Origin of the sequence: Halorubrum aidingense JCM 13560 (genome assembly GCF_000336995.1) — an archaeon.
GTDB lineage: Archaea > Halobacteriota > Halobacteria > Halobacteriales > Haloferacaceae > Halorubrum > Halorubrum aidingense.
In genome coordinates, this window is record NZ_AOJI01000026.1 from 176,844 (window position 1) to 197,270 (window position 20,427).

Annotated in this window: 20 protein-coding genes and 1 pseudogene; 8 read left to right on the forward strand and 13 right to left on the reverse strand. The window is 67.1% G+C overall.

Translation table 11 applies throughout. From position 1 onward, the window contains the following. Positions 1-150: 150 nt before the first annotated feature. From C461_RS11190 to C461_RS11200, 3 genes and pseudogenes are all read right to left on the reverse strand, one after another. Entirely contained in the window at positions 151-615 is a 465-nt protein-coding gene (locus tag C461_RS11190; RefSeq protein ID WP_008001299.1) for a hypothetical protein, read from the reverse strand. A gap of 119 nt (positions 616-734) precedes the next feature. Then, positions 735-1,782: pseudogene (locus C461_RS11195) on the reverse strand (aldo/keto reductase). A 139-nt stretch (positions 1,783-1,921) separates the two neighbouring features. Then, positions 1,922-2,119: a hypothetical protein gene (locus C461_RS11200; RefSeq protein WP_008001303.1), complete on the reverse strand. Its 198-nt coding sequence runs from the start codon at positions 2,117-2,119 to the stop codon at positions 1,922-1,924. 82 nt (positions 2,120-2,201) lie between these two features. On the opposite strand from C461_RS11200, the gene C461_RS11205 reads away from it, so the two are divergent. Continuing rightward, complete coding sequence (locus tag C461_RS11205) at positions 2,202-3,893, forward strand: cryptochrome/photolyase family protein (RefSeq protein ID WP_049906586.1); 1,692 nt, start codon at positions 2,202-2,204, stop codon at positions 3,891-3,893. Positions 3,894-3,973: 80 nt separating this feature from the next. Here C461_RS11205 and C461_RS11210 read toward each other — a convergent pair whose 3' ends face one another. Beyond that, entirely contained in the window at positions 3,974-4,219 is a 246-nt protein-coding gene (locus C461_RS11210; protein ID WP_008001307.1) for a hypothetical protein, read from the reverse strand. A gap of 159 nt (positions 4,220-4,378) precedes the next feature. Beyond that, on the reverse strand, positions 4,379-4,558 hold the full coding sequence (locus C461_RS11215) for a DUF7470 family protein (RefSeq protein WP_008001308.1): 180 nt from the start codon (positions 4,556-4,558) through the stop codon (positions 4,379-4,381). A 142-nt stretch (positions 4,559-4,700) separates the two neighbouring features. Here C461_RS11215 and eif1A point away from each other — a divergent pair, with 142 nt between their 5' ends. Beyond that, positions 4,701-4,991 carry a translation initiation factor eIF-1A gene (eif1A, locus tag C461_RS11220; protein WP_008001309.1) on the forward strand — a complete coding sequence of 97 codons (291 nt, stop codon included), beginning with the start codon at positions 4,701-4,703 and terminating at the stop codon, positions 4,989-4,991. An 82-nt stretch (positions 4,992-5,073) separates the two neighbouring features. Next, a complete protein-coding gene (locus C461_RS11225) occupies positions 5,074-6,099 on the forward strand; it encodes an ATP-grasp domain-containing protein (protein ID WP_008001310.1) in 1,026 nt (341 codons plus the stop codon). A gap of 26 nt (positions 6,100-6,125) precedes the next feature. On the opposite strand, the gene C461_RS11230 is transcribed toward C461_RS11225, so the two are convergent. Next, a complete protein-coding gene (locus C461_RS11230; protein WP_008001311.1) occupies positions 6,126-6,503 on the reverse strand; it encodes an Hsp20/alpha crystallin family protein in 378 nt (125 codons plus the stop codon). 279 nt (positions 6,504-6,782) lie between these two features. Here C461_RS11230 and gap point away from each other — a divergent pair, with 279 nt between their 5' ends. Together gap and C461_RS11240 are read left to right on the forward strand one after the other, a co-directional pair. Further along, the gene (gap, locus tag C461_RS11235) at positions 6,783-7,835 is read left to right on the forward strand and encodes a type I glyceraldehyde-3-phosphate dehydrogenase (protein ID WP_008001312.1); all 1,053 of its coding nucleotides are present in this window, start codon (positions 6,783-6,785) and stop codon (positions 7,833-7,835) included. Between the two features lie 136 nt (positions 7,836-7,971). Further along, on the forward strand, positions 7,972-9,195 hold the full coding sequence (locus tag C461_RS11240; RefSeq protein ID WP_008001314.1) for a phosphoglycerate kinase: 1,224 nt from the start codon (positions 7,972-7,974) through the stop codon (positions 9,193-9,195). A gap of 82 nt (positions 9,196-9,277) precedes the next feature. Here C461_RS11240 and lrp read toward each other — a convergent pair whose 3' ends face one another. Next, positions 9,278-9,739: an HTH-type transcriptional regulator Lrp gene (gene lrp, locus C461_RS11245; RefSeq protein ID WP_008001317.1), complete on the reverse strand. Its 462-nt coding sequence runs from the start codon at positions 9,737-9,739 to the stop codon at positions 9,278-9,280. Positions 9,740-9,865: 126 nt separating this feature from the next. On the opposite strand from lrp, the gene glnA reads away from it, so the two are divergent. Beyond that, positions 9,866-11,236 (forward strand): type I glutamate--ammonia ligase, encoded by a 1,371-nt coding sequence (gene glnA, locus C461_RS11250; protein WP_008001319.1) that lies wholly within the window; start codon positions 9,866-9,868, stop codon positions 11,234-11,236. A 201-nt stretch (positions 11,237-11,437) separates the two neighbouring features. Here the strand turns inward: glnA and C461_RS11255 are convergent, their stop codons facing one another. The 3 genes from C461_RS11255 to C461_RS11265 form a co-directional block, all read right to left on the reverse strand. Then, positions 11,438-12,460 carry a phosphatase PAP2 family protein gene (locus C461_RS11255; RefSeq protein ID WP_008001321.1) on the reverse strand — a complete coding sequence of 341 codons (1,023 nt, stop codon included), beginning with the start codon at positions 12,458-12,460 and terminating at the stop codon, positions 11,438-11,440. A gap of 114 nt (positions 12,461-12,574) precedes the next feature. Further along, the gene (locus C461_RS11260; RefSeq protein ID WP_008001323.1) at positions 12,575-13,924 is read right to left on the reverse strand and encodes a YihY/virulence factor BrkB family protein; all 1,350 of its coding nucleotides are present in this window, start codon (positions 13,922-13,924) and stop codon (positions 12,575-12,577) included. Positions 13,925-13,982: 58 nt separating this feature from the next. Next, positions 13,983-15,110, reverse strand: a complete 1,128-nt coding sequence (locus C461_RS11265) for a tRNA (guanine(26)-N(2))-dimethyltransferase (RefSeq protein WP_008001325.1) — start codon at positions 15,108-15,110, stop codon at positions 13,983-13,985. A 267-nt stretch (positions 15,111-15,377) separates the two neighbouring features. Between C461_RS11265 and C461_RS11270 the strand changes: the two genes are divergently transcribed. Then, positions 15,378-16,220 carry a hypothetical protein gene (locus C461_RS11270; protein ID WP_080506282.1) on the forward strand — a complete coding sequence of 281 codons (843 nt, stop codon included), beginning with the start codon at positions 15,378-15,380 and terminating at the stop codon, positions 16,218-16,220. A gap of 96 nt (positions 16,221-16,316) precedes the next feature. Here the strand turns inward: C461_RS11270 and C461_RS11275 are convergent, their stop codons facing one another. Continuing rightward, positions 16,317-17,081: a hypothetical protein gene (locus tag C461_RS11275; RefSeq protein WP_008001328.1), complete on the reverse strand. Its 765-nt coding sequence runs from the start codon at positions 17,079-17,081 to the stop codon at positions 16,317-16,319. A 115-nt stretch (positions 17,082-17,196) separates the two neighbouring features. Between C461_RS11275 and C461_RS11280 the strand changes: the two genes are divergently transcribed. Then, the gene (locus tag C461_RS11280; RefSeq protein ID WP_049906557.1) at positions 17,197-18,579 is read left to right on the forward strand and encodes an APC family permease; all 1,383 of its coding nucleotides are present in this window, start codon (positions 17,197-17,199) and stop codon (positions 18,577-18,579) included. 95 nt (positions 18,580-18,674) lie between these two features. Here C461_RS11280 and C461_RS11285 read toward each other — a convergent pair whose 3' ends face one another. Beyond that, positions 18,675-19,382 (reverse strand): universal stress protein, encoded by a 708-nt coding sequence (locus C461_RS11285; protein ID WP_008001330.1) that lies wholly within the window; start codon positions 19,380-19,382, stop codon positions 18,675-18,677. A gap of 37 nt (positions 19,383-19,419) precedes the next feature. Continuing rightward, on the reverse strand, positions 19,420-20,187 hold the full coding sequence (locus C461_RS16210) for an Lrp/AsnC family transcriptional regulator (protein ID WP_008001331.1): 768 nt from the start codon (positions 20,185-20,187) through the stop codon (positions 19,420-19,422). Between the last annotated feature and the right edge of the window lie 240 nt (positions 20,188-20,427).

Sequence of the window (20,427 nt, forward strand, 5' to 3'; positions counted from 1 at the left end):
ATAGCCGACAGCAACACCACCGCTCACTTATAAGCAATCACCCAACTCGCGTGCAACACCAACTCCCGCTCTCGATCATCGCGGACCACCGGCTCACGGATCGAGGTCACACCCAAAAAGCACCGATACTCCGCGTCAGGAGCGTCCGCGTTAGTCGTCTTCGAGCGCCTGCGCGATGCGCTGGAGCTGCCGAGTCGCGTCGCGGACCTCGTCGCGGAGCTGTCGGACCTCGCGGACGAGTTCCTCGTTGCCGGCGTCGTCGCGCTGGCCGCCTTCGCCCGGTCGACCACCGGGGCCGCCGGCACCGCCGCCCATCCCCGGCGGACCGCCCGCGCCGCCCGGGCCGCCACCGCCCATCATGCCGGACATCATCTGCGCGAAGGGGTTGCCGCCGCCACCGCCCATCCCCGGCGGGCCGCCCGCGCCGCCCATCATCTCCTCGGGGTCGGGCCGGTCGCCCTCCTCGCGCTCCTGCTCGCGGCGCTCGCGGATCTCTTCGACGCGCTCGCGGAAGGACTTCTCCTCGCCGTCCTCGCCGTCGGCGCCGTCGGCGCCCCGGTCGGCGTCGCCCTGTTCCTCGCCGTTCTCGGCGTCGGTAGCGTCGTCGTCTGCCATGGACCACGGTTCGACAGCCCCGCCGAAAAGGGTTGTTGTGCCGTCCGCGACGGTGCGTTTATAAGCGCGGAGTCGCCGTCGCCGAACCACTCGTGCCGTGTCGACCCCGTGCCGGCGCTTCACTCGTGGCCGGAGACGCGGACCGGCTCGTACGGCTCCTCCAGCCACTCGACGTCGGACGCGGAGAGGTCGATATCGAGCGCCTCGACGGCGTCTTCGAGGTGTTCGACGCTCGTGGTTCCGACGATGGGCGTGTCGACCCACTCCTTGTGGAACAGCCACGACAAGGCGATCTGCGCCATCTTCACGCCCTTCTCGTCGGCGAGTTCCGCGACGCGCTCGTTGACGGCCGTGCCGCCGCCCTCGCGGTACGGGTGGCGGTACATGTGTTCTTCCGTCTCGCCGCGGGTCGTCGCGTCGATGTCCTCGTCGGGGCGGGTGAGGTAGCCGCGCGCGAGCGGGCTCCACGGCATCACGCCGATCCTCTCCGTTTGACAGAAGGGGAGCATCTCGCGTTCTTCCTCGCGATAGGCGAGGTTGTAGTGGTTCTGCATCGTGGCGAACCGCTCGTACCCTTCGCGGTCGCTCGTGTGAAGCGCGTCGGCGAACTGGTGGGTCCACATCGAGGAGGCGCCGACGTACCGAACGTCGCCGCGGCGGACCGCGTCGTCGAGCGTCGCCAGCGTCTCCTCGATCGGCGTGTCGTAATCCCACCGGTGGATCTGGTACAGGTCGATCGTGTCCATCCCGAGTCGATCGAGGCTGTTCGCCAGCTCCTGTNTCCCACCGGTGGATCTGGTACAGGTCGATCGTGTCCATCCCGAGTCGATCGAGGCTGTTCGCCAGCTCCTGTTCGATCGCCTTCCGCGAAAGCCCGCCCGAGTTCGGGTTCGACTCGTCCATCTGGAAGTACCCCTTCGTCGCGACGACCGCCTCCTCGCGGTGTCCCTCCAGCGCTTCCCCGAGGACGCGCTCCGACTCGCCGTTCGAGTACATGTTGGCGGTGTCGAAGAACGTCACGCCGAGTTCGAGCGCGCGCTCGACGATCGCTTTCCCTTCCTCCTCGTCGAGGACCCACTCGCGCCAGTCCGAGTCGCCGAAGCTCATGCAGCCGAGACAGATCTTCGACACCGTCATCCCGGTGTCGCCGAGGGTCGTGTACTCCATGGGTCCACGAGACGGAGTCGGAGTAAAAAGGTATCCGCGGGGTCGCTCGCTCCGGTCGGGCGGAGAACGACCGGAGGGGGAGCGCCTCGGCGAAGTCGGCGCACCCGGTGCAGCCGGTGCACCCGGCGCAATTGGCGTCTTACGCGTCGCGGAACGACGCCGTGTACACGAGGAACGTGCCCGTGAGGATAACGAACGCGAGGAACGTCACGAGCGCGAGCACGTTCGCGACGGGCGCGAGCGGGTTGAGGAACGACTGTCCGGTCGAGTCGAGCACGAGGACGGCGAGGAGGGCGGCGATCAGCCCGAGGAGCCAGTTCGTGAGGATTTCGTCCATGTCAGCATCCTCACCGAGGCCGGACAAAAAGGCGCGGGTGTCGGTCCCCGGAGCTATATCGGTGGGCGTCGTGCGATCCGCCGTGAGCGACCGATCGACGCTGTGGCTGCTGGGCGACCAGCTGAATCCGACCCTCGACGCCCTCGACGAGGTCGACGAGGTGCTGTTGATCGAGGCGCACGGGTTCGCGGACCGGAGGCCGTACCACGCCCACAAGCTGACGCTCGTGTTCGCCGCGATGCGGCACTTCCGCGACGACCTCCGCGACCGAGGGCACGACGTGACGTACCTCGAAGCGGCCTCGTTCGGTGACGGGCTCGACGCGTTTCTCGCCGGACGAGGCGGGACGGAAGCCGCCGACCCCGACCTCCGAGTGATGCGCCCGGCGAGCCACGGTGCGGGAGAGCGCCTCCGCGCGCTCGCCGGCGAGCGCGGCGCGAGCCTCACGCTGATCGACAACGAACTGTTCTGGACGACCCCCGACGACTGGCGGGAGTGGGCGGACCCGCCGCGGGGAGACGAGCCCCTCCTCGGCGAGGACGGAGCCGCCGCGCGCAGGTACCGACAGGAGGGATGGTACCGGCACGTTCGCCGAGAGACGGGCGTGCTGATGGACGGCGACGAACCGGTCGGCGGCGAGTGGAACTTCGACGATCGGAACCGGGAGACGCCGCCCGTCGACTGGAGCCCCCCGTCGCCCCCGCGGTACGAGCCGGACGACCTCACCCGCGAGACCCACGCGTGGGTTCGCGACCGGTTCGACACGTGGGGCGACGACGGGCTCGAGGAGTTCGCGTGGCCGGTCACCCGCGCGGAGGCGCTCGACGCCTTGGACGACTTCGTCCGCGATCGGCTCCCGTCGTTCGGGCGGTACCAGGACGCGATGGTCACCGGCGAGCCGTTCCTCTCGCACTCCCTGCTCTCGCCCGCGATCAACCTCGGGCTCCTCGGTCCGCGGGAACCCGTCCTGGCGGTCGAGGCCGCGTACGCGGACCGCGGGGTCGAACCGGGCGCGTACGACCCCGGTCGCGGCGACGCGACGACGCTGGACGCGTTCGGCGGGAGCGACGCCAGCGAGAGCGACGCCGACGGAGAGCGAGCGCCGGGCGACGCTCTCGCACCCGTCCCGCTCAACGCGGCCGAGGGGTTCGTCCGGCAGGTGCTCGGCTGGCGGGAGTTCGTCCGACACGTCTACCGCGAGGCGATGCCGAGGCTGGCCGGCGCGAACCGGTTGGACCAACAGCGAGAGCTCCCGCCCGCTTACTGGGACGGCGACACCGAGATGACCTGCCTCTCGGAGGCGGTGGGTCACGTCCGCGAGTTCGGCTACGCACACCACATCGAACGGCTGATGGTGCTGTCGAACTTCGCGCTGCTCTACGGCGCCGACCCCGCGGAGCTGAACGAGTGGTTCCACCTCGGGTTCGTCGACGCGTACCACTGGGTGACGACGCCGAACGTCGTCGCGATGGGGTCGTTCGGGACGGACGTGCTCTCCTCGAAGCCGTACGCCGCCTCGGGGAACTACGTGAACCGCATGAGCGATCACTGCGCGTCGTGTCCGTACGCCGTCTCGCGGACGACCGGGGAGGGCGCCTGCCCGCTCAACGCGCTCTACTGGGACTTCCTCCGAGAGCACGAGGAGACGCTCCGCGGAACCGGACGGATGGGACTCGCGTACTCGCACGTCGACGACAAGGACGACGCGGAGTGGACGGCGATCCGTGAACGCGCGGAAGACGTCAGAGAACAGGCTCGAGACGGGGCGTTGTAGGGGCCTGTGCGAACTGCGCGATCCGTGCGGAGTGCGCGGTCCCGTGTGGACCGCGCGGCGACGGACGAAGGCGGGACGCGTTACTCGCCGGCGGAGAGCCGCTGGAGTCGCGGGAGCGCCTGCTCGTAGCCGAGCGCGACGATCCCGACGTACAGCGCGAGCAGTCCCATTCCCGTCGCCCACAGTCCGAGGACGAGGTCGCCGCCGACCGCGGCCTCGAAGCCGAAGCGTTCGAGGACGATCCCGATCGCCGAGGCCGCGCCGGCGCCGGCGACGATGGCGAACAGTTCGATCAGTTCGACCGCAACGGCAGGCACATCGACCATACCGGGTCGCAGCGGGCACCGAATATGACTCTTTCGGGAGCGAGGAGGTCGGTTGGGAAACGACGAGGCTGTTTCGAGGGCGACGAGGCGGTGGCGTCGGCCGAGGATCCGGGTGGACCGGGGGCCGGAGTCGGTGAGGCCGGCAAGCGCCAAAGAGTCCTACTTGAGGCCGAACGCGCGCATCGTGGAGTCCGCGACCCCCTTCGCGATCAGTGCGAGGCCGGCGAGGAACAGCGCCATTCCGCCCCCGACGATCGGGTCGTGAACGGCCACCACCCCGATCCCGAGGAGAACGACCGCGACGCCGGCGATGCCTTCGGTTCCGAGCGTGTCACGCATGGAGCCGGATCGGCGGTGTCGGGTGATAAAATGGCCGCTTCGGTGCGAGTTCGAGGGCGGGTGACGCGCCGTGTAAACGGGCCGCATCGGCGCCGCAGAGAGCGGCCCTTTTATTTCCGGGAGCGCGTATCACCGCGTACGCATGAGCAACGGAGACGGCGACGGTCGAAACGACCTCCGGATGCCCGACGACGACGAGGTGTTCGCGGAGGTCGTCGAGATGCTCGGCGCGAACCGGGTCAAAGTCCGCTGTGCGGACGGGAAAGAGCGGACCGCTCGGATCCCCGGACGGATGCAGAAACGCGTCTGGATCCGCGAGGACGACATCGTCCTCGTCGAGCCGTGGGACTGGCAGGACGAGAAAGCCGACATCTCGTGGCGCTACGAGAAAAGCGAGGCCGAACAGCTCCGCGAGGAAGGCCACCTGCGGTGACCGGCCGCGCGAACCGCGCCGACTGCTGCGGTCACCGCGACCGGCGCGAGATCGTTAAGTCGAAACGGCACTGAGCCGAGGTATGCTTCGGCTCGCCATGACGACCGACGCGGAGACATTCGAGCGCGTGCGCGAGCCGCTCGCCGATCGCGGGATCGCGGTCGATCACGTTCAAGCGAAGGAGCGGTCGCTTCGCGTGTCCGAGGGTGGAGACCGCACCGTCGGCGACGGGCGGTCCGGCGGTGACGAGCGGCGCGTTGGCGCAGTCGATGAGTCCGACGTCTCCGACGGCCGCGGCGAGTTCGACAAATCCGGCGAGTTCGACAAATCCGGCGAGTTCGACAAATCCGGCGAGTTCGACAAATCCGGCGAGTTCGACGGGTTCGACGTCGGGTTCGTCTACCCGTCCCGACTCATGGAAGGGGCGGTCGTCGATACCCGGCTCTCGGTACCGTGGGTCAACGGCCGCGAGGCGGTCCTCACCTCACGGAACAAGGCGGGGGTGCTCGCTCGGCTCGACGCGGCCGGTATCCCGACGCCGCGGACCGTCATGGTGTCGAATCCGGTGAGCGAGTCCGCCGTCGTCGACGCCGTGTCGGGGTTCTCGTACCCGGTCGTCGTCAAGCCGAACTCCGCGACTCGCGGCGTCGGTGTCGCGACGGCGTCCGACCTCGACTCGCTTCTGGGGACGGTCGACTACCTCAACCTCGTGCACGACTACCGCGCGACCGGCGACAAGTCGTTTCTGATCCAGGAGTTCCTCCCCGACGCGCGCGACTACCGCGCGATGGTCGTCGACGGCGCCTACGTCGGCGCGGTCCGCCGGCGGCTCCCCGCCGACGCCCGCGACGCCGGCCGCTGGAAGCACAACGTCCACCGGGGCGCCGAAGCGGTCGGCGTCGACCTTCCCGACCGGGCCCGCGAGTTGGCCGAGCGCACCGCCGCCGCCCTGGACATCGACTACCTCGGCGTCGATCTGCTGGAGACGGACGACCGGCTCGTGGTCAACGAGACGAACGCGCGGCCGACCATCGACGCGGCGACGAAGTACGAGCCGGAGTTTTACGACCGGCTGGCGGCGCTCGTGAAGCGGACCGCCGAGAAGTGAACGCGAGCGGGGAGCGGGCCCCGTGGTCAGACCAGGTCGATCGACGCGGAGTCGTCGTCGCGGTCGAACGCGACCTCGAGGACGCCGTTGTTGAACGTCGCGTCGGCTGAGTGCTCGTCGACCGCGGCGGGAAGCTCGACGGTCTCGTCGTACTCGCGCCGGTCCGACGCCGCGGAGATGGTGAGCGCCTCGCCGTCGCACTGCAGGGACAGCTGCTCTTTCGAGACGGCCGGGAGGTCGGCGACGAGTCGGACGGTGTCTTCCGTCGCGTACGCGTCGACGTGCGTCTCGGAGCCGAACCCGGCGTCTTCGGTGCCGGGGCCGCCGTTGGCCATCTCGTTCATCATCCGTTCGATCTCTTCGAAGAAGTCCCCGAACGGATCGTCACGGTCGTCTCTATCCATACGTCAGGGGAGGACGGTGATCCCGATAAGCCTTCTGTCGATCGCCGTATTGGCCGCCGCCCGGACGGCGAACGCGGTGCCGCTGCGGACCGACGAACGCGATGCCGCTGCGGACACGACACCGCACGGGCGCGGTGTCGTACGGACGCGGGACGGGACGGACGCGGCGTGGGCCTCGGTGTCCGATCGGCGAGGGTAGCCGTAACAAATTCGAACGTTTATGAGGGTCTCGGGGCGACTCGGTCGGATTTAAGTATCTGGGGCTCGCTTTTTTCGAACATGAGTAAATCATATCTCGCCGCGGGCGACGACGTGAGTGAGGACGAGATCGTGCGGGTCGGTCTCAACGGCTTCGGCCGCATCGGTCGAAACGTGTTCCGCGCGGCCATGGAACACCCCCGAATCGAGCTCGCCGGGATCAACGACGTGATGGACTTCGACGACATGGCGTACCTCGCGAAGTACGACACCGTCATGGGCCGACTCGACGGCGTCGAGCGCGACGGCGACGCGCTGACGATCGGCGGCACGTCGGTCCCGCTGTACAACGTGCAGGACCCCGCGGACCTCCCGTGGGACGAGCTCGACGTCGACGTCGCCCTGGAGTGTACCGGCGTCTTCCGGACCCGCGAGGACGCGAGCGCGCACCTCGAAGGCGGCGCCGACACCGTCGTCATCTCGGCGCCCCCGAAGGGCGAGGAGCCCGTCAAACAGCTCGTGTACGGCGTCAACCACGACGAGTACGACGGCGACGACGTTATCTCGAACGCCTCCTGTACGACGAACTCCATCACGCCGGTCGCGAAGGTGCTCGACGCGGAGTTCGGCATCGACGCCGGCACCCTCACCACGGTCCACGCCTACACCGGCTCGCAGGCGCTCATCGACGGTCCGAAGGCCAAGACGCGCCGCGGCCGCGCGGCGGCCGAAAACATCGTTCCGACCTCGACGGGCGCAGCCGGGGCCGCACAAAAGGTCCTCCCGCAGCTCGACGGTAAAATCGACGGCATGGCGATGCGCGTCCCCATCCCGAACGGCTCCCTCACCGAGTTCGTCGTGAGCCTCGACGAGACGGTCACCGCCGAGGAAGTCAACGAGGCGTTCCGCGACGCGGCCGACTCCGGCCCGCTCGCGGGCGTGCTCGGCTACACCGACGACGAGGTCGTCTCCAGCGACATCGTCGGGCTGCCGTTCTCCAGCTACGTCGACCTGCAGTCCACGAACGTCATCGCCGGCGGGAAGCTGCTGAAGATCCTCACGTGGTACGACAACGAGTACGGCTTCTCGAACCGGATGCTCGACATGGCCGCGTACGTCACCGACGAGTCGTAACGCGGCGCGTAAGCTCCCGAATCGGACCCCGGCGGCGCGCCGTTGACGAGCGGTCGACGCATCGTCGACGCCGCATCGGACGGCAACGTTCCCCCGGAGAACCACCGATAAGTACCTCACCGATCACCGTTCATTCATGTCCACCTTCCGCACCATCGACGACCTGCCGGCCGACTCGCGCGTCCTCGTTCGACTCGATCTCAACTCGCCCATCGACGACGGCGAGCCACAGGACAACCGCCGCTTCGAGCGCCACGCGGAGACCGTCCGAGAGCTCGCCGAGGCGGGCCACCGCGTCGTGCTCATGGCCCACCAGGGTCGCCCCGGCCGCGACGACTTCACGTCGCTGTCGGGCCACGCGACCATCCTCGCCGAGCACGTCGGCCGAGACGTGGCGTTCGTGGCAGACACCTACGGCGACGAGGCGCTGGCGGCCATCGACGCGCTCGACGCGGGCGAGATCCTCCTGTTGGAGAACACGCGGATGTGCGACGACGAGCTTCCGGAGGCGTCGCCCGAGGACAAGTCCCAGACCGAGTTCGTGACGGCGCTGGCGCCGCACGTCGACGCGTACGTCAACGACGCGTACTCCGCCGCCCACCGAAAACACGCCTCGCTGGTCGGGTTCCCGCTCGTCTTGCCCGCGTACGCCGGCCGCGTGATGGAGACGGAGTACGAGGCCAACACCGCCATCGCGACCCGCGAGTTCGACGGGCCGGTGACGATGGTCGTCGGCGGGACGAAAGCGACCGACGTGATCGGCGTGATGGACGCCTTAGCGGGGAAGGTCGACCGGTTCCTGCTCGGCGGCGTCGCCGGGGAGCTGTTCCTGCGCGCGGCGGGCCACCCCGTCGGCCACGACGTCGGAGACATGGACCTGTTCGACGAGCAGTGGGCGGCGAACCGCGAGCTGATCGAGTCCGTCCTCGACGAGCGCGGCGACGCGATCCACCTCGCGACCGACCTCGCCTACGAGGGGGACGACGGCGAGCGCGCGGAGGTGGCCGTCGCCGACATCGACGAAAAGACCGAGGGCTACCTCGACGTGGGCTCGGAGACGGTGGCGGCCTACGGGCCGCCGATCCGCGAGTCGGACGCGGTGTTCGTGAAGGGCGCGCTCGGGGTCTTCGAGGACGAGCGGTTCGCGGACGGCACGGTCGGCGTGCTCGAAGCGATCGCCGAGACCGACTGCTTCTCCGTGGTCGGCGGCGGCGACACCTCGCGGGCGATCGAGATGTACGGGTTAGACGAGGCCGACTTCTCGCACGTCTCGATCGCGGGCGGGGCGTACATCCGCGCGCTCACGGGCGAGTCGCTCCCGGCGGTCGAGCTGTTGGAGGACGCCGCTGCGGCCGAGTGACGGAGTAAGCGGGAGAACGGATACGCGGGAAAGCGAATACGAGAGAGGGGGTAGATGGGACGTTCGACGGTCGGCGAAGGGGTTACTCCTCGTTGAGGTCGAGTTCGAACTGCTCGTTTTCGGTGACCGCGTTGAGGACGACGCTGGTGTTCGACTCGCGGATGTCGGCGTCGGTGAGGATCGATTTGATCTGGGCGTTCATGCCGTCCGTGTCGGTGAACTTGCCGATGGCGATCACGTCGTAGTCGCCGGTGACCTCGTAGACGCTTACCATCTGCTTCTCTTGCCGGAGCTTCTCGGTGACGTCAGGCAACGCGCTCCCCTCGACTTTGAGCTGGAGGACGGCCGTCACGTCGTAGCCGAGTTTGTCGTAGTCGACGATGGGCGTGTATCCGCGGATCACGCCTTCGTCTTCCAAGTCGCGGAGGTGATTCGAGACGGTCGTTACGGAGACGTCGAGTTCGTCACCGAGGCTGCGCAGGCTCGCGCGACCGTTGCTGAGAAGTGAGTTGACGAGTTGGGCGTCGAGGTTTTCGTACGTCATCACACCTATCCACGCTGTCTGGGGTTTATAATTTTACGAATGTCCAGCATTCTTGCGGGGGCGGCGGTTCATGCACCAAGCGATAAGGCCTTTATACTGGCAGATAACGAATGAGACGTCCAGAACATGACGGACGAACACGCGAAAACAGACGGCGGCCTCACGGCTGAAGAACAGGCGGTACTCGACGAGATCGACGAGCAGAACGTCGATTTCCTGCGGCTCCAGTTTACCGACATCCTCGGTGTTGTGAAAAACGTCTCCGTACCGGCCCACCAGGCCGAGAAGGCGTTCACCGATGGAATCTACTTCGACGGCTCCTCAATCGAGGGGTTCGTCCGCATCCAAGAGTCCGACATGCGGCTCGTCCCCGACCCAGACACGTTCGCGGTGCTCCCGTGGCGCAGCGACGGTCCAGACGGATCGGGGGCCGCGCGGCTCATCTGCGACATCGTCACCACGGAGGGCGAGCCGTTCGCTGGCGGCCCGCGTCAGGTGCTTAAAAGCGTCCTCGCCGAGGCTGAGGAGATGGGCTACTCGGTCTCCATCGGTCCGGAGCCGGAGTTCTTCCTGTTTAAAACCGACGACGAGGGGAACGCGACGACGATCCCCCACGACAACGGCGGCTACTTCGATCTCGCGCCCAAGGACCTCGCAAGCGACGTGCGCAAGGAGATCATCTTCACCTTAGAGCAGATGGGCTTCGAGATCGAAGCCTCTCACCACGAGGTCGCCGAGGGCCAACACGAAATCAACTTCAAGTACGACGACGCGCTCACGACGGCGGACAACATCGCAACGTTCCGCGCCGTCGTCCGCGCGGTCGCGAGCCAGCACGACCTGCACGCGACGTTCATGCCCAAGCCGATCGCCGAGATCAACGGCTCGGGGATGCACACCCACATCTCGCTTTTCGACGAGGACGGCAACGCCTTCGCCGACGCCGACGACGAGTTCAACCTAAGCGAGACCGCCTACGAGTTCATGGGCGGCATCCTGAACCACGCGCCCGCGTTCACGGCCGTCACCAACCCCACCGTGAACTCCTACAAGCGCCTGGTGCCCGGATACGAGGCGCCCATCTACGTCGCGTGGTCCGACACGAACCGGTCGGCGCTGGTCCGTGTGCCGGACGCCGCAGGCGTCTCCGCGCGCTTCGAGGTCCGTAGCCCGGACCCGTCGTGTAACCCGTACCTCGGACTGGCGTCGCTCATCGCCTCCGGTCTCGACGGCATCAAGAACGGCGCCGACCCGGGCAAGCCAGTCCGCGAGGACATCTACGAGTTCGACGAGGCGAAACGCCAAGAGTACGGCATCGAGACGCTCCCGCCGAACCTCGGCGCGGCCGTCGAGGAACTCGAAACCGACGAAGTGCTCCAGAACGCGCTCGGGCCGCACACCTCCGAGAAGTTCACCGAGGCGAAATCGCAGGAGTTCAGCGATTACCTCACCCAAGTCTCGCAGTGGGAGGAGGACCGCTACCTCGAGACGTTCTGAGGCGACTCCCGAGTTCGACCGCAGCTATTCTCTCTTTTTGTGGTTTCGACACAGCGCGAGCGGGGGATGCTTATAAGCGCACGCGGCGGTGGCGTCGTCGGTGGGGTGCTGTTGCGCCGCGAGAGACGGGGTCGGCCGGATAGCTGATATTTAAGAGGCGAGCACCGTCGGTCCACGGTCGATCCGACGGGATCGATCAGATCAGGCCCGGTCGACGGCCGTCCGCCCGAGCAGCGCCGGCAGCGCCGGCAGCGCAACGACGGCGACGACCGCTGCGGTCGTCGCGACCACGGTCACCGCGAGCGACGAGGAGAGCGCGTACGCGCCCACCCAGAGCGCGCCGGTGACCGCGAGCGCGGGGACCGCTATCCGGACCGGGACCGCCGGTTCGTCGCCGTCGACGAGGAGCCACCCGATCGCACCGCCGAGTCCGGTCGCGATACCGATCCCCGCCTCGACGACCTCGCCGGTGTGGCCGCCCGCGACGGCGACGCCGGCGGCGCCAGCGGAGACGACGGCCGCCAGCAGGAACGCCGGGAGCGGGTCGAGGGCGGCGGTCGGAGCGGTGACCCCGCCGTCTGCGTCGAGGCCGTCGGTCGCGTCGTCGACACCGCTGCTGTCACCGCCGCGGAAGCGCGGATCGCCGGCGAGCCACAGCGCGCCGACGACCGTGCCACCGCCCACGAGGAGGCCCGCGAGCACGTCGACCAGGAAGTGGACCTCGATGATGACCCGCGAGGCCGCGACCGCGACCGCGACTGCGACCGCGCCGGCGAGGCGTCCACGCGCCGTCCAGACGCGGTCGTACACCAGCGCCAGCGCGAGGTACGCCGCCGCGCCGCCGGTGGCGTGCCCGCTCGGGAAGCCGAATCCGTCTGAGAGCACCTGCGCCTCGTACCACGTCGAGAGCAGGCCCGGGAGCCAAGTCGGAACGTCTGCGGGGCCGACGGCGCCGGGCGGCCGCGGAACCGCGAACCAGGCTTTCCCGAGGGCGACGACCGCGTACGCGCACGTGACGACGGCGATGGCGGTCGCACCCGCGCGCCGCGGCGCGGCGGCGGCGAGGTCGCTCGCGAACCAGTACCCGATCGCCAGCAGGCCGAACAGGAACCACGGGTCGGCGAGGTGGGTGACGGCCGCGAAGGCGACGACGACGAACTCGGGGAGCGCGTCGACGAGAGCGGTCTCGCCGATCCCGCGCTCGGCCGTGACGAGTCCGGTCACGGTGCGGCCACCCCGTGGATCGGCGTCGTCGACGCCGGCGTTTCGATCGGTCGGCCGGTCGGCGTCGACGCGCTCGCCAGTGGCTCGGTCAGCACCGGGTCGACCGACATCGGATCAGTCGTCATCGCCGCGGTTGCGGGCGTAATCGACGGCCTTCCCCGGCGTTTCGAGCAAATTGAGCCCGATCCCGACGATAATAAACAGCGTGTACAGTCCCAGCGTCGACAGCCCCAATATTAGCATCGCGGCGATCGCGTAGAGCCCGTCGAGAAAGGAGAACGCACCGAGGATCAGCACCGTTCCGTACAGCAGGACGAGATACGGTCCCCACCCACGGGCGTGGCCGCGCCGCATCCGCGAGCGGACGTACCGCTTCAGCTCCGACTCGACGGCGGGCTTATCGACGGTGCGCTGTTCGACATCGTCTTCGAACGCATCGAACTCAGCGCGCAGTCGGCGCACCTCTTCTTGTAACGCCGCCACATCCGGTGCCCCCTGTGGCCGTTCGTCGTCGCCGGCGTCGCCAGCGCCGTCCGACTCACCGTTCATACCCGTGGATCGGCCGCGGGCGTGTTGTAACTGCCGGTCCGCGTCGCCGTCGGACGACGCGACTGCAGCGGCGCCCGCGACCGCCTTCGCGGCGTTGCCGCCGATAGGCGACCCGGATACGGCGGGGGGCGTCGCGCGGCCCGCCAATACGACGTTGATGACGCCGCCGACCACGACGACGATCGCGGCGACGTACAGCCACGTGACGAGAAGCAGGATCCCGCCGATGACGCCGTACACCTGGTACTGCGCCGCGCCCGCGGCATACGCCTGAAACCCCGCCTGCAGGAGCGTCCATCCGACCGCGGCGAACACCGCACCGGGGATCGCCTCGCGGACGGGGATCCGCAGGTGCGGGAGCAGGTAGTACATCGGAAGGAACACGACGGTCAAAAACCCGGGTAACACGAGGATGCTCGCCGCTCCGATGAGCGGGACCGCGTCCGTCGCGGCGAGGAACGCGCCCACCGCGACCATGGTCCCGATACCGATCCCGACGGCGAGCACGACGGACGCCACGTTGGTGAGCTGTTTGAGGAAACCGGGTGTATTCACCGATCCGTACAGCTCGACGAAGGCCGTATCGAGCCCGCGGAAGACCTTCAGCGTCGACCAGAGGAGGACCGCGACCCCGAGGACGCTCGCGCCGGTCCGCCCGCCCGCCGAGGAGACCGCCGCCGCGACGGTCTCTTGGCCTGCGGGCGTGAGGAACTCGCCGGTCGCGACGGCTAACTCGACCGCGATCTCCTCGCCGAAGACGATGCTCGCGACGACGACGAGCAACAGCAGTGCGGGGATGAGCGAGACGAAGGCGTAGTAGGCGATCGCAGCGGCGAGAAACGTCACCTGTCGGTCAATCGCCGTATCGACGACGCGACGGCCGGTCTCGAATACAGCGGTCGAGTGACGGAACACGACTGACCGTTCGGCCGATAGCGACAAAAACGGGAGGGGTGTCGGCGAACCGAAACGATCAGTCGTCTACGTCGCCGAGAACGGCCTCACGCATTTCCGGGATCGATGCGGTGGTTTTCACCGCCGTCCCGCGGTAGTGCGCGCGGCTCGCCTCGTAGCCGGCCCCGCGCAGGCGCTCGACGAAGTCGTCCATCCCGATGGCGGGTTCGCCCCACGCTTTGTACAGCCGGTGCTGGTCGTAGTGGGTCGGCTGGTCGAGTTCGCGGGCGACCGTGCCGAGGAGCTTCCGGGCGCGTTTCGCCTCCCCCATGTCGTCGGTGACGCGGTCGCGGACCGCGCGCGCGAAGTCCGGGTCGGCGACGGGACCGAGCCAGAGCGGCCCGGCGGTGAGCACGCGCTCGCCGTCACAGACCGGACAGCGGTCGACCGGATCGGCGATGAGCCCGCGAGTCGGCTCACGCCAGAGACAGTCCTCGCAGTGGTCGACGTAGCCGAGTTCGTCGATACAGGCGTCGGCCGCCTGCGCGCCGGATTCGAGCTCGAGGTAGGTCCGCGCGTAGTGCCGCGAGACGTGCGAGACGATCGGTCGGGCCGCCTTGTCGTAGCGCGCGGCCGTCCGAACCAGCGCGGAGACGAGCGTCCGGAGTCCCATCTCCGGGTGATAATCGGTGTTGCGCGGAACGGCGCCGTACTTCCGGATGCCGCTGTTGAGGTGGGCGCCACAGAGCGGGGCGGTGTCGGTCGCAGTGACGCAGACCAGATTCCGGGCGTTCGCGAGCGCGGCGTCCGCGAAGGGGATCGGTGTCCCGTACGGGTCGAGGTCGACGACGTCGAAGACGTTCTCGTACAGCAGGGCGTTGACGTTACGGTGGACCGCCTCGCCGTCGAGACCGTTCGCGTCCAGGTTCCCGGCGGCGAGTTCGACGGCGTCGGAGTCGATGTCGGCACACGTGACGTCGTACCCCTCGGCGGCGGCGCGGACGCCCCGGATCCCGGAGGCCGCCATCGCGTCGAGGTACGAGGCCGCGCGCGGCTCCCGGTCGCGGTAGGCGCGCAACACCGCGACGGTGACGTCGCGGTTCAGTTCCTGCGTGGGATTGAAAAAGACGCCACCGCCGGTGCCCTCGCTCGCCCCGTCGCGGGCCTCCGGGACGGACACGGTGAGTCCGCCCTCCTCGATATTCATACGTTGAATTCGCCCAACTCGCACAAAAGGGCCGCGCTCCGCGGGACGGCTCGCCGTCGGGTCGTTCCGCACCTTGAATCGCTCGCGCTCGGATCGGGGACTTTAGCCCGCCAGCGTGGATAGAGACCGTATGGCGATCCGTTCTACACGAAATCGGAGTGGCGGCGCAAGCCGTCGGGACGGTCAAGCGACAGCAGAGACGCGCTTCGAGCGGACTCAGACGTCGACGAAGGGCGAGTGCTCCGCGCGTCCGGAGGTCCGTTCGCGATGGTGAGTCCCGCTCGCGTCGACGCGCTCACTGATATCGCGTACGGGACGTTGATCGTGGCGTCGATCGCGCTCATCGCGACGCTCCAACCGAACGACATCGGGATCGCGTTCGGAATCGGTGTGTTCGCCTCCTACGTCGTCCACGTCGTCTGGAAGATGGCACGGTTCGACCCCGACTGGATGACCCGAGAGGTGGCCGATCAGGTCGGTAAGGAGGTCGAAAAGAGCGTCGGCGAGACCGTCAATAAAGAGGTCGAGAAAACCGTCGGTGACACGGTCAGCAAAGAGGTCGAGAAGACTGTCGGCGAAACCGTCGAGAAAACGGTCGGCGAAACCGTCGAGAAGACCGTCGGCGACACGGTCAGCAAGGAAGTGGAAAAGACCGTCGGCGAAACCGTCAATAAGGAGGTTAACGAGGTCGCCGACGACGTCACCAACACCGTCAGTGAGGAAGTGACTGGAAAAGTCGAAGAGACTGTCGGCGAGAAGGTCGAAGAGACCGTCGAGAAAACCGTCGGCGAAAAGGTCGAAGAGACCGTCGAGAAAACTGTCGGCGAAAAGGTCGAAGAAACCGTCGAGAAAACCGTCGGCGAAAAGGTCGAAGAAACCGTCGAGAAAACCGTCGGCGAAAAGGTCGAAGAGACAGTCGAGGAGACGGTCGGCGAGAAAGTCGAAGAGACAGTCGAGGAGACGGTCGGCGAGAAAGTCGAAGAAACCGTCGAGAAGACCGTCGGCGAGAAGGTCGAAGAAACCGTCGAAGAGACCGTCGAGAAGACGGTCGACGAGAAGGCCGAAGAGAGCAACAAGTCTTCAGACGGAGAAGAGACCAAGAGGACCTAAGTTCGCGACCTTCCTACTACGCTGCGTGGCCTTCGGCCTGCGTTGCTCGTTGTCCGATCGGGACGGGTGATATCGGAGCCGTCCGGAGAGAGCGGTTCACGATTCTGTGAGATACGCAACCGCCGCCGGCGGACCGGCGTACGCGACGACCCCCGCGGCGGCGTCGACGTCGAACACGCCGTTTCGCGCCAACGTCGGGAAGATGTCCTCTTCCAAGAGCGCTTCCACGACCGGCTCGTCGTCGGGGAACCCGTTCGTCTCGTCGGCCGCGAGCCGATTCACGAGAACCGGGATCGGAACGGCACGCGTTGAGGTAGCGGCGACGGCAGCCGTGGCGTCCCACCGTTGCCGGAGGACTTCACCCTCTCCTCCGAGCAACGAGAGGAGCGTTCGAACCGCGTCGGGGTTTGCGGGCGCTTGAGCGAACGCACGCTCGAACCCGTCCGAGAGTCGCGACCGCTGGTGGATCCCGAAGGCGAGCCCCAAGCCCAAGCCGAACAGCGCCATCGACTCGAGGAGAAACGCCGGATCGGCGACTCGAACCTGTTCAGCGAGCTGGTGCGCGTAGAGTCCCGCACCGAGAAGGGACGCGCCGACGATCCCGGCGAGGCTCCAGCTGAGGATCGCCCAGAGGTCGTTTCCGTCGTACGTGCTCTCGAAGAGCCGCCACGCGCCGATTACGATCGTCGCCGACACAACGGCGACGACGAGAAACTCGAGCTCCCATCGGAGCGCGGGGTCCGGATGCGTGATCAGGTACTGGAACGCCAATCCCGCGAGTGTCAGCCCCACGAGACCGATGAGACCGACAGGAAGCGATCGTTTCAGATCGGTGCGGTTGCGAACGGTTATCGATGACATTACTTTACTCACCAGTCTTGGCTACACTTCGATGAGTAATAAGTAGTTTGGATGCCCATATATTCCGCAATCCGAAGAGTATATCAGATCAAGGATAGTAAATTGGGTTGAGAACATGGCCGGACACGACCTGGATCGGAGTCTCGGGTTATACCCGACAATGATGATTAGTATGGGGGCGATGATCGGGAGCGGAATCTTCGTCCTTCCTGCCTTAGGCTACAAAAAAGCGGGACCGGCGGTGATTCTCGCATATCTCGTGGCCGCCGCCGTCGTGTTGCCGGCCGCGCTTTCGAAAGCGGAAATGGCCACGGCAATGCCGGAATCGGGCGGGACCTACCTCTACATCGACCGCGCGCTCGGACCGTTGTTCGGGACGATCGCCGGGATCGGTGCGTGGTTTTCGCTCGTGTTTAAAAGCTCATTCGCGCTCGTCGGCCTCGGCGCGTACCTCCTCCTCTTCGCCCCGATCTCGCAGGGCGCTGTGGTGTACGTCGCGCTGGCGCTGGCGGTCCTCGTCGTCGCCCTGAACGTCTCGGGGACGAAGATGAGCGGCCAGATACAGGCGGTCATCGTCACGCTGGTCGTCGCGGGGCTGCTGGCGTACGTCGTCAACGCGGGATTTGTCGCCGACGCCGGCCGGTACGCTCCCTTTACGACGCACGGGGGCAGCGGAATTATCACGGCCGCCGCATTCGTCTTCGTGTCGTACGCGGGCGTCACGAAGATCGCGAGCGTCGCGGAGGAGGTGAAGGACCCGGGAAAGAACCTCCCGCGCGCGATGCTCGGATCGATGGCTATCATGACGCTCCTTTACATCGGGGTGGTCGGCGCGATCATCGGCCTGAGCGACCCGGAGGTGTTGAAGACGGGCGGACCAGGCGGAACGGCGTCGCTCACGCCGATGGCCGACGGGGCGGGCGCACTCCTCGGCGGGGCCGGAGTGCTGTTCATCTCGGTGATCGCCGTCGTCGCGCTCACGAGCATGGCCAACGCCGGCGTGCTCTCCTCCTCGCGGTTCCCGCTCGCGATGAGTCGCGACGATCTCCTGCCGTCATCGCTTCAGACCATCGACGCGCGGTTCAAGACCCCGCGGAACGCCGTGCTGCTCACCGGCGTCGTGCTGTTGCTGCTCATCGCGTTCGTGCCGGTGATCGAGTTGGCAAAGCTGGCGAGCGCGTTCCAGATCCTCGTCTTCTCGTTCGAGAATATGGCGCTGGTCGCCTTCCGCGTGGCTGACGTGCCCTCGTACGAGCCGGAGTTCAAAGCGCCCGGGTATCCGTTCGTCCAGGTGTTCGGCTTCGTTGCCGGTATCGCCCTGCTCACGCAGATGGGAACGGTACCCATCCTCGGCGCAGTCGGGATCATCCTCGGGAGCGCGCTTGTGTACGTCGCGTACGGGCGGCCCAGAACGGACCGAACCGGTGCAATCGGGACGATCCTCCGGGCCCGCCGGGGCGAGGAAGACGACGGGATCGCCGCAACGGAACCGGAGTGACGACACCACACCGATCGGGAAGGCGTTCGGAAAACGGCACACGGAGTGCGGGGTTCAAAAAAACGGCTTTCAGAAGACGGTAACGCGAGTGACGGTCAGTAGTCGCGGCTGACGACGATTACCGGATCGCCGGTCTCGTCGGCGATCCGGTCCGCAAGCGTCCCGAAGACGCGGTCACCGAGGCGCGGTTCTGGCTCGTACATCACGACCGCGTCGTAGTCGGCCGCAGTTCGGAGAATCTCCTCGTCGTGCTCGTCACCTTCAACGACCAACGTGTCGACGGCATCGGGACCGAATCCGTCCTCGATCAGGTGCTCCCGCGTCTCAGCGACGACGGCCTCGCCGCGCTCGCGGGATTCCTCCCCCTCGACGACGTGGAACAGGGTGATCCGCTGGGTCGAGTCCTCGCTCAGCAGCCGGATAAACCTCGGGAGTCGGTCGAGTTCGGCGACATCCGGGAGCGGCACGAGTATTCTGTTGATCCCCTCGGTCGGAGCGGGATCGAGTTCGGCGACGCACCCCTCCTCGGTTGCGATCTGTTGGATCGCGGCCGCTCGGTCCTTCCCGAACACCAGCCGTGTCCGGACAGTGGCGCCGGCGTCGGCAAACGCCTCGGCAACCTCGTCGAGCGTCGCCTGTGCCGTCTCACCGAACTGCTCACGCGCCGAACTGGCCGGCGTCTGCTCGGGGAGGTCGTAGTGGCCGAGCACCACGACCGTGAGCGAGGAGAGGTCCTCGATCAATATCGGCGACAACGGCTCCGGGTCAGGGAGTTCCAGCGGAACGAGGATCGTGTCTGCCATGGCTCACGATTGGACACCCGGAATGATAAACGGAAGGCTACGACGTCGCCGACTGCGGCTCGTCCCCGTCGACGAGGAACGCGCCGAGAACATCCTCATCGGACGACTCTTTCGGGAGGACAGTCACGACGTCGTTCGGTCGGATCGTCGTGTCGTCGACCGGGTGGATGATCGACCCGTCGCGCTCGATCGACGTCACAATTGCCGTGCTCGATAAGAGCCCGTCGGCGCGGGCCTCCGACGGTGAGAGACCGACGATCGGAGCATCGTCGGTGACGCACACCTCGACCACAGCGGTTCCGTCCGCTAGCGTGACGGTGTCGGTGACCACCGACTGCCGGGCGTCGTCGGAGAGGAACCCCGAGTAGGGGGTGTAAAGCTCCGTCTGGAGGAGCTCTTCGTCCTCGATACGGATATCGAGTCCAGATATCGTCCTCGCGATCTCCCTGAGATCGCTCGTTTCCTCACCGACCGCGACGATCTGGAGGTCCCGTCGACCCGCCATCAGCACCCTGACGTTGATCACGCCGGGTATCGACCGCGCCGCCAGCGCCAGGCGTTCGCGCTCGTCGGCCGGGACGGTGCACATAAATACGGAGGTGAGCCGGCCATCAGCCTGCTCGAAATCGATAATCGCCGTGTACCCGCGGATGACACCCGCCTCCTCGAGACGTTCGATGCGGTTTCGGATCGTCCCCGCAGACACGTTCAAATCCTCGGCGATCATCGGGGCCGACGTGTTTCGCGCATCAGACGTCAACGCGTGGAGAATCCGTCGATCAATCTCGTCGAGATGGTGGCTCATGACCACCTCCGCGGCCGTGGACCGGCGCGGGAGCTTCGGCGGCGACCGGCGGCTCGGATTCGAACCGTCGTGTGGGCGCACGATCCGCTTATTTTCATAGGTGAGACTACCCACCGGATCGTAATATGGCTTACTCACAGAGTTCTCGGACTCGGCTTCTCGCCCCGCCGCAGGGGAATTCGACGAGGTAGCGAGCCGCTCGATGCGGTCCGAGATCACCCACAGGGACACCGCCGACCG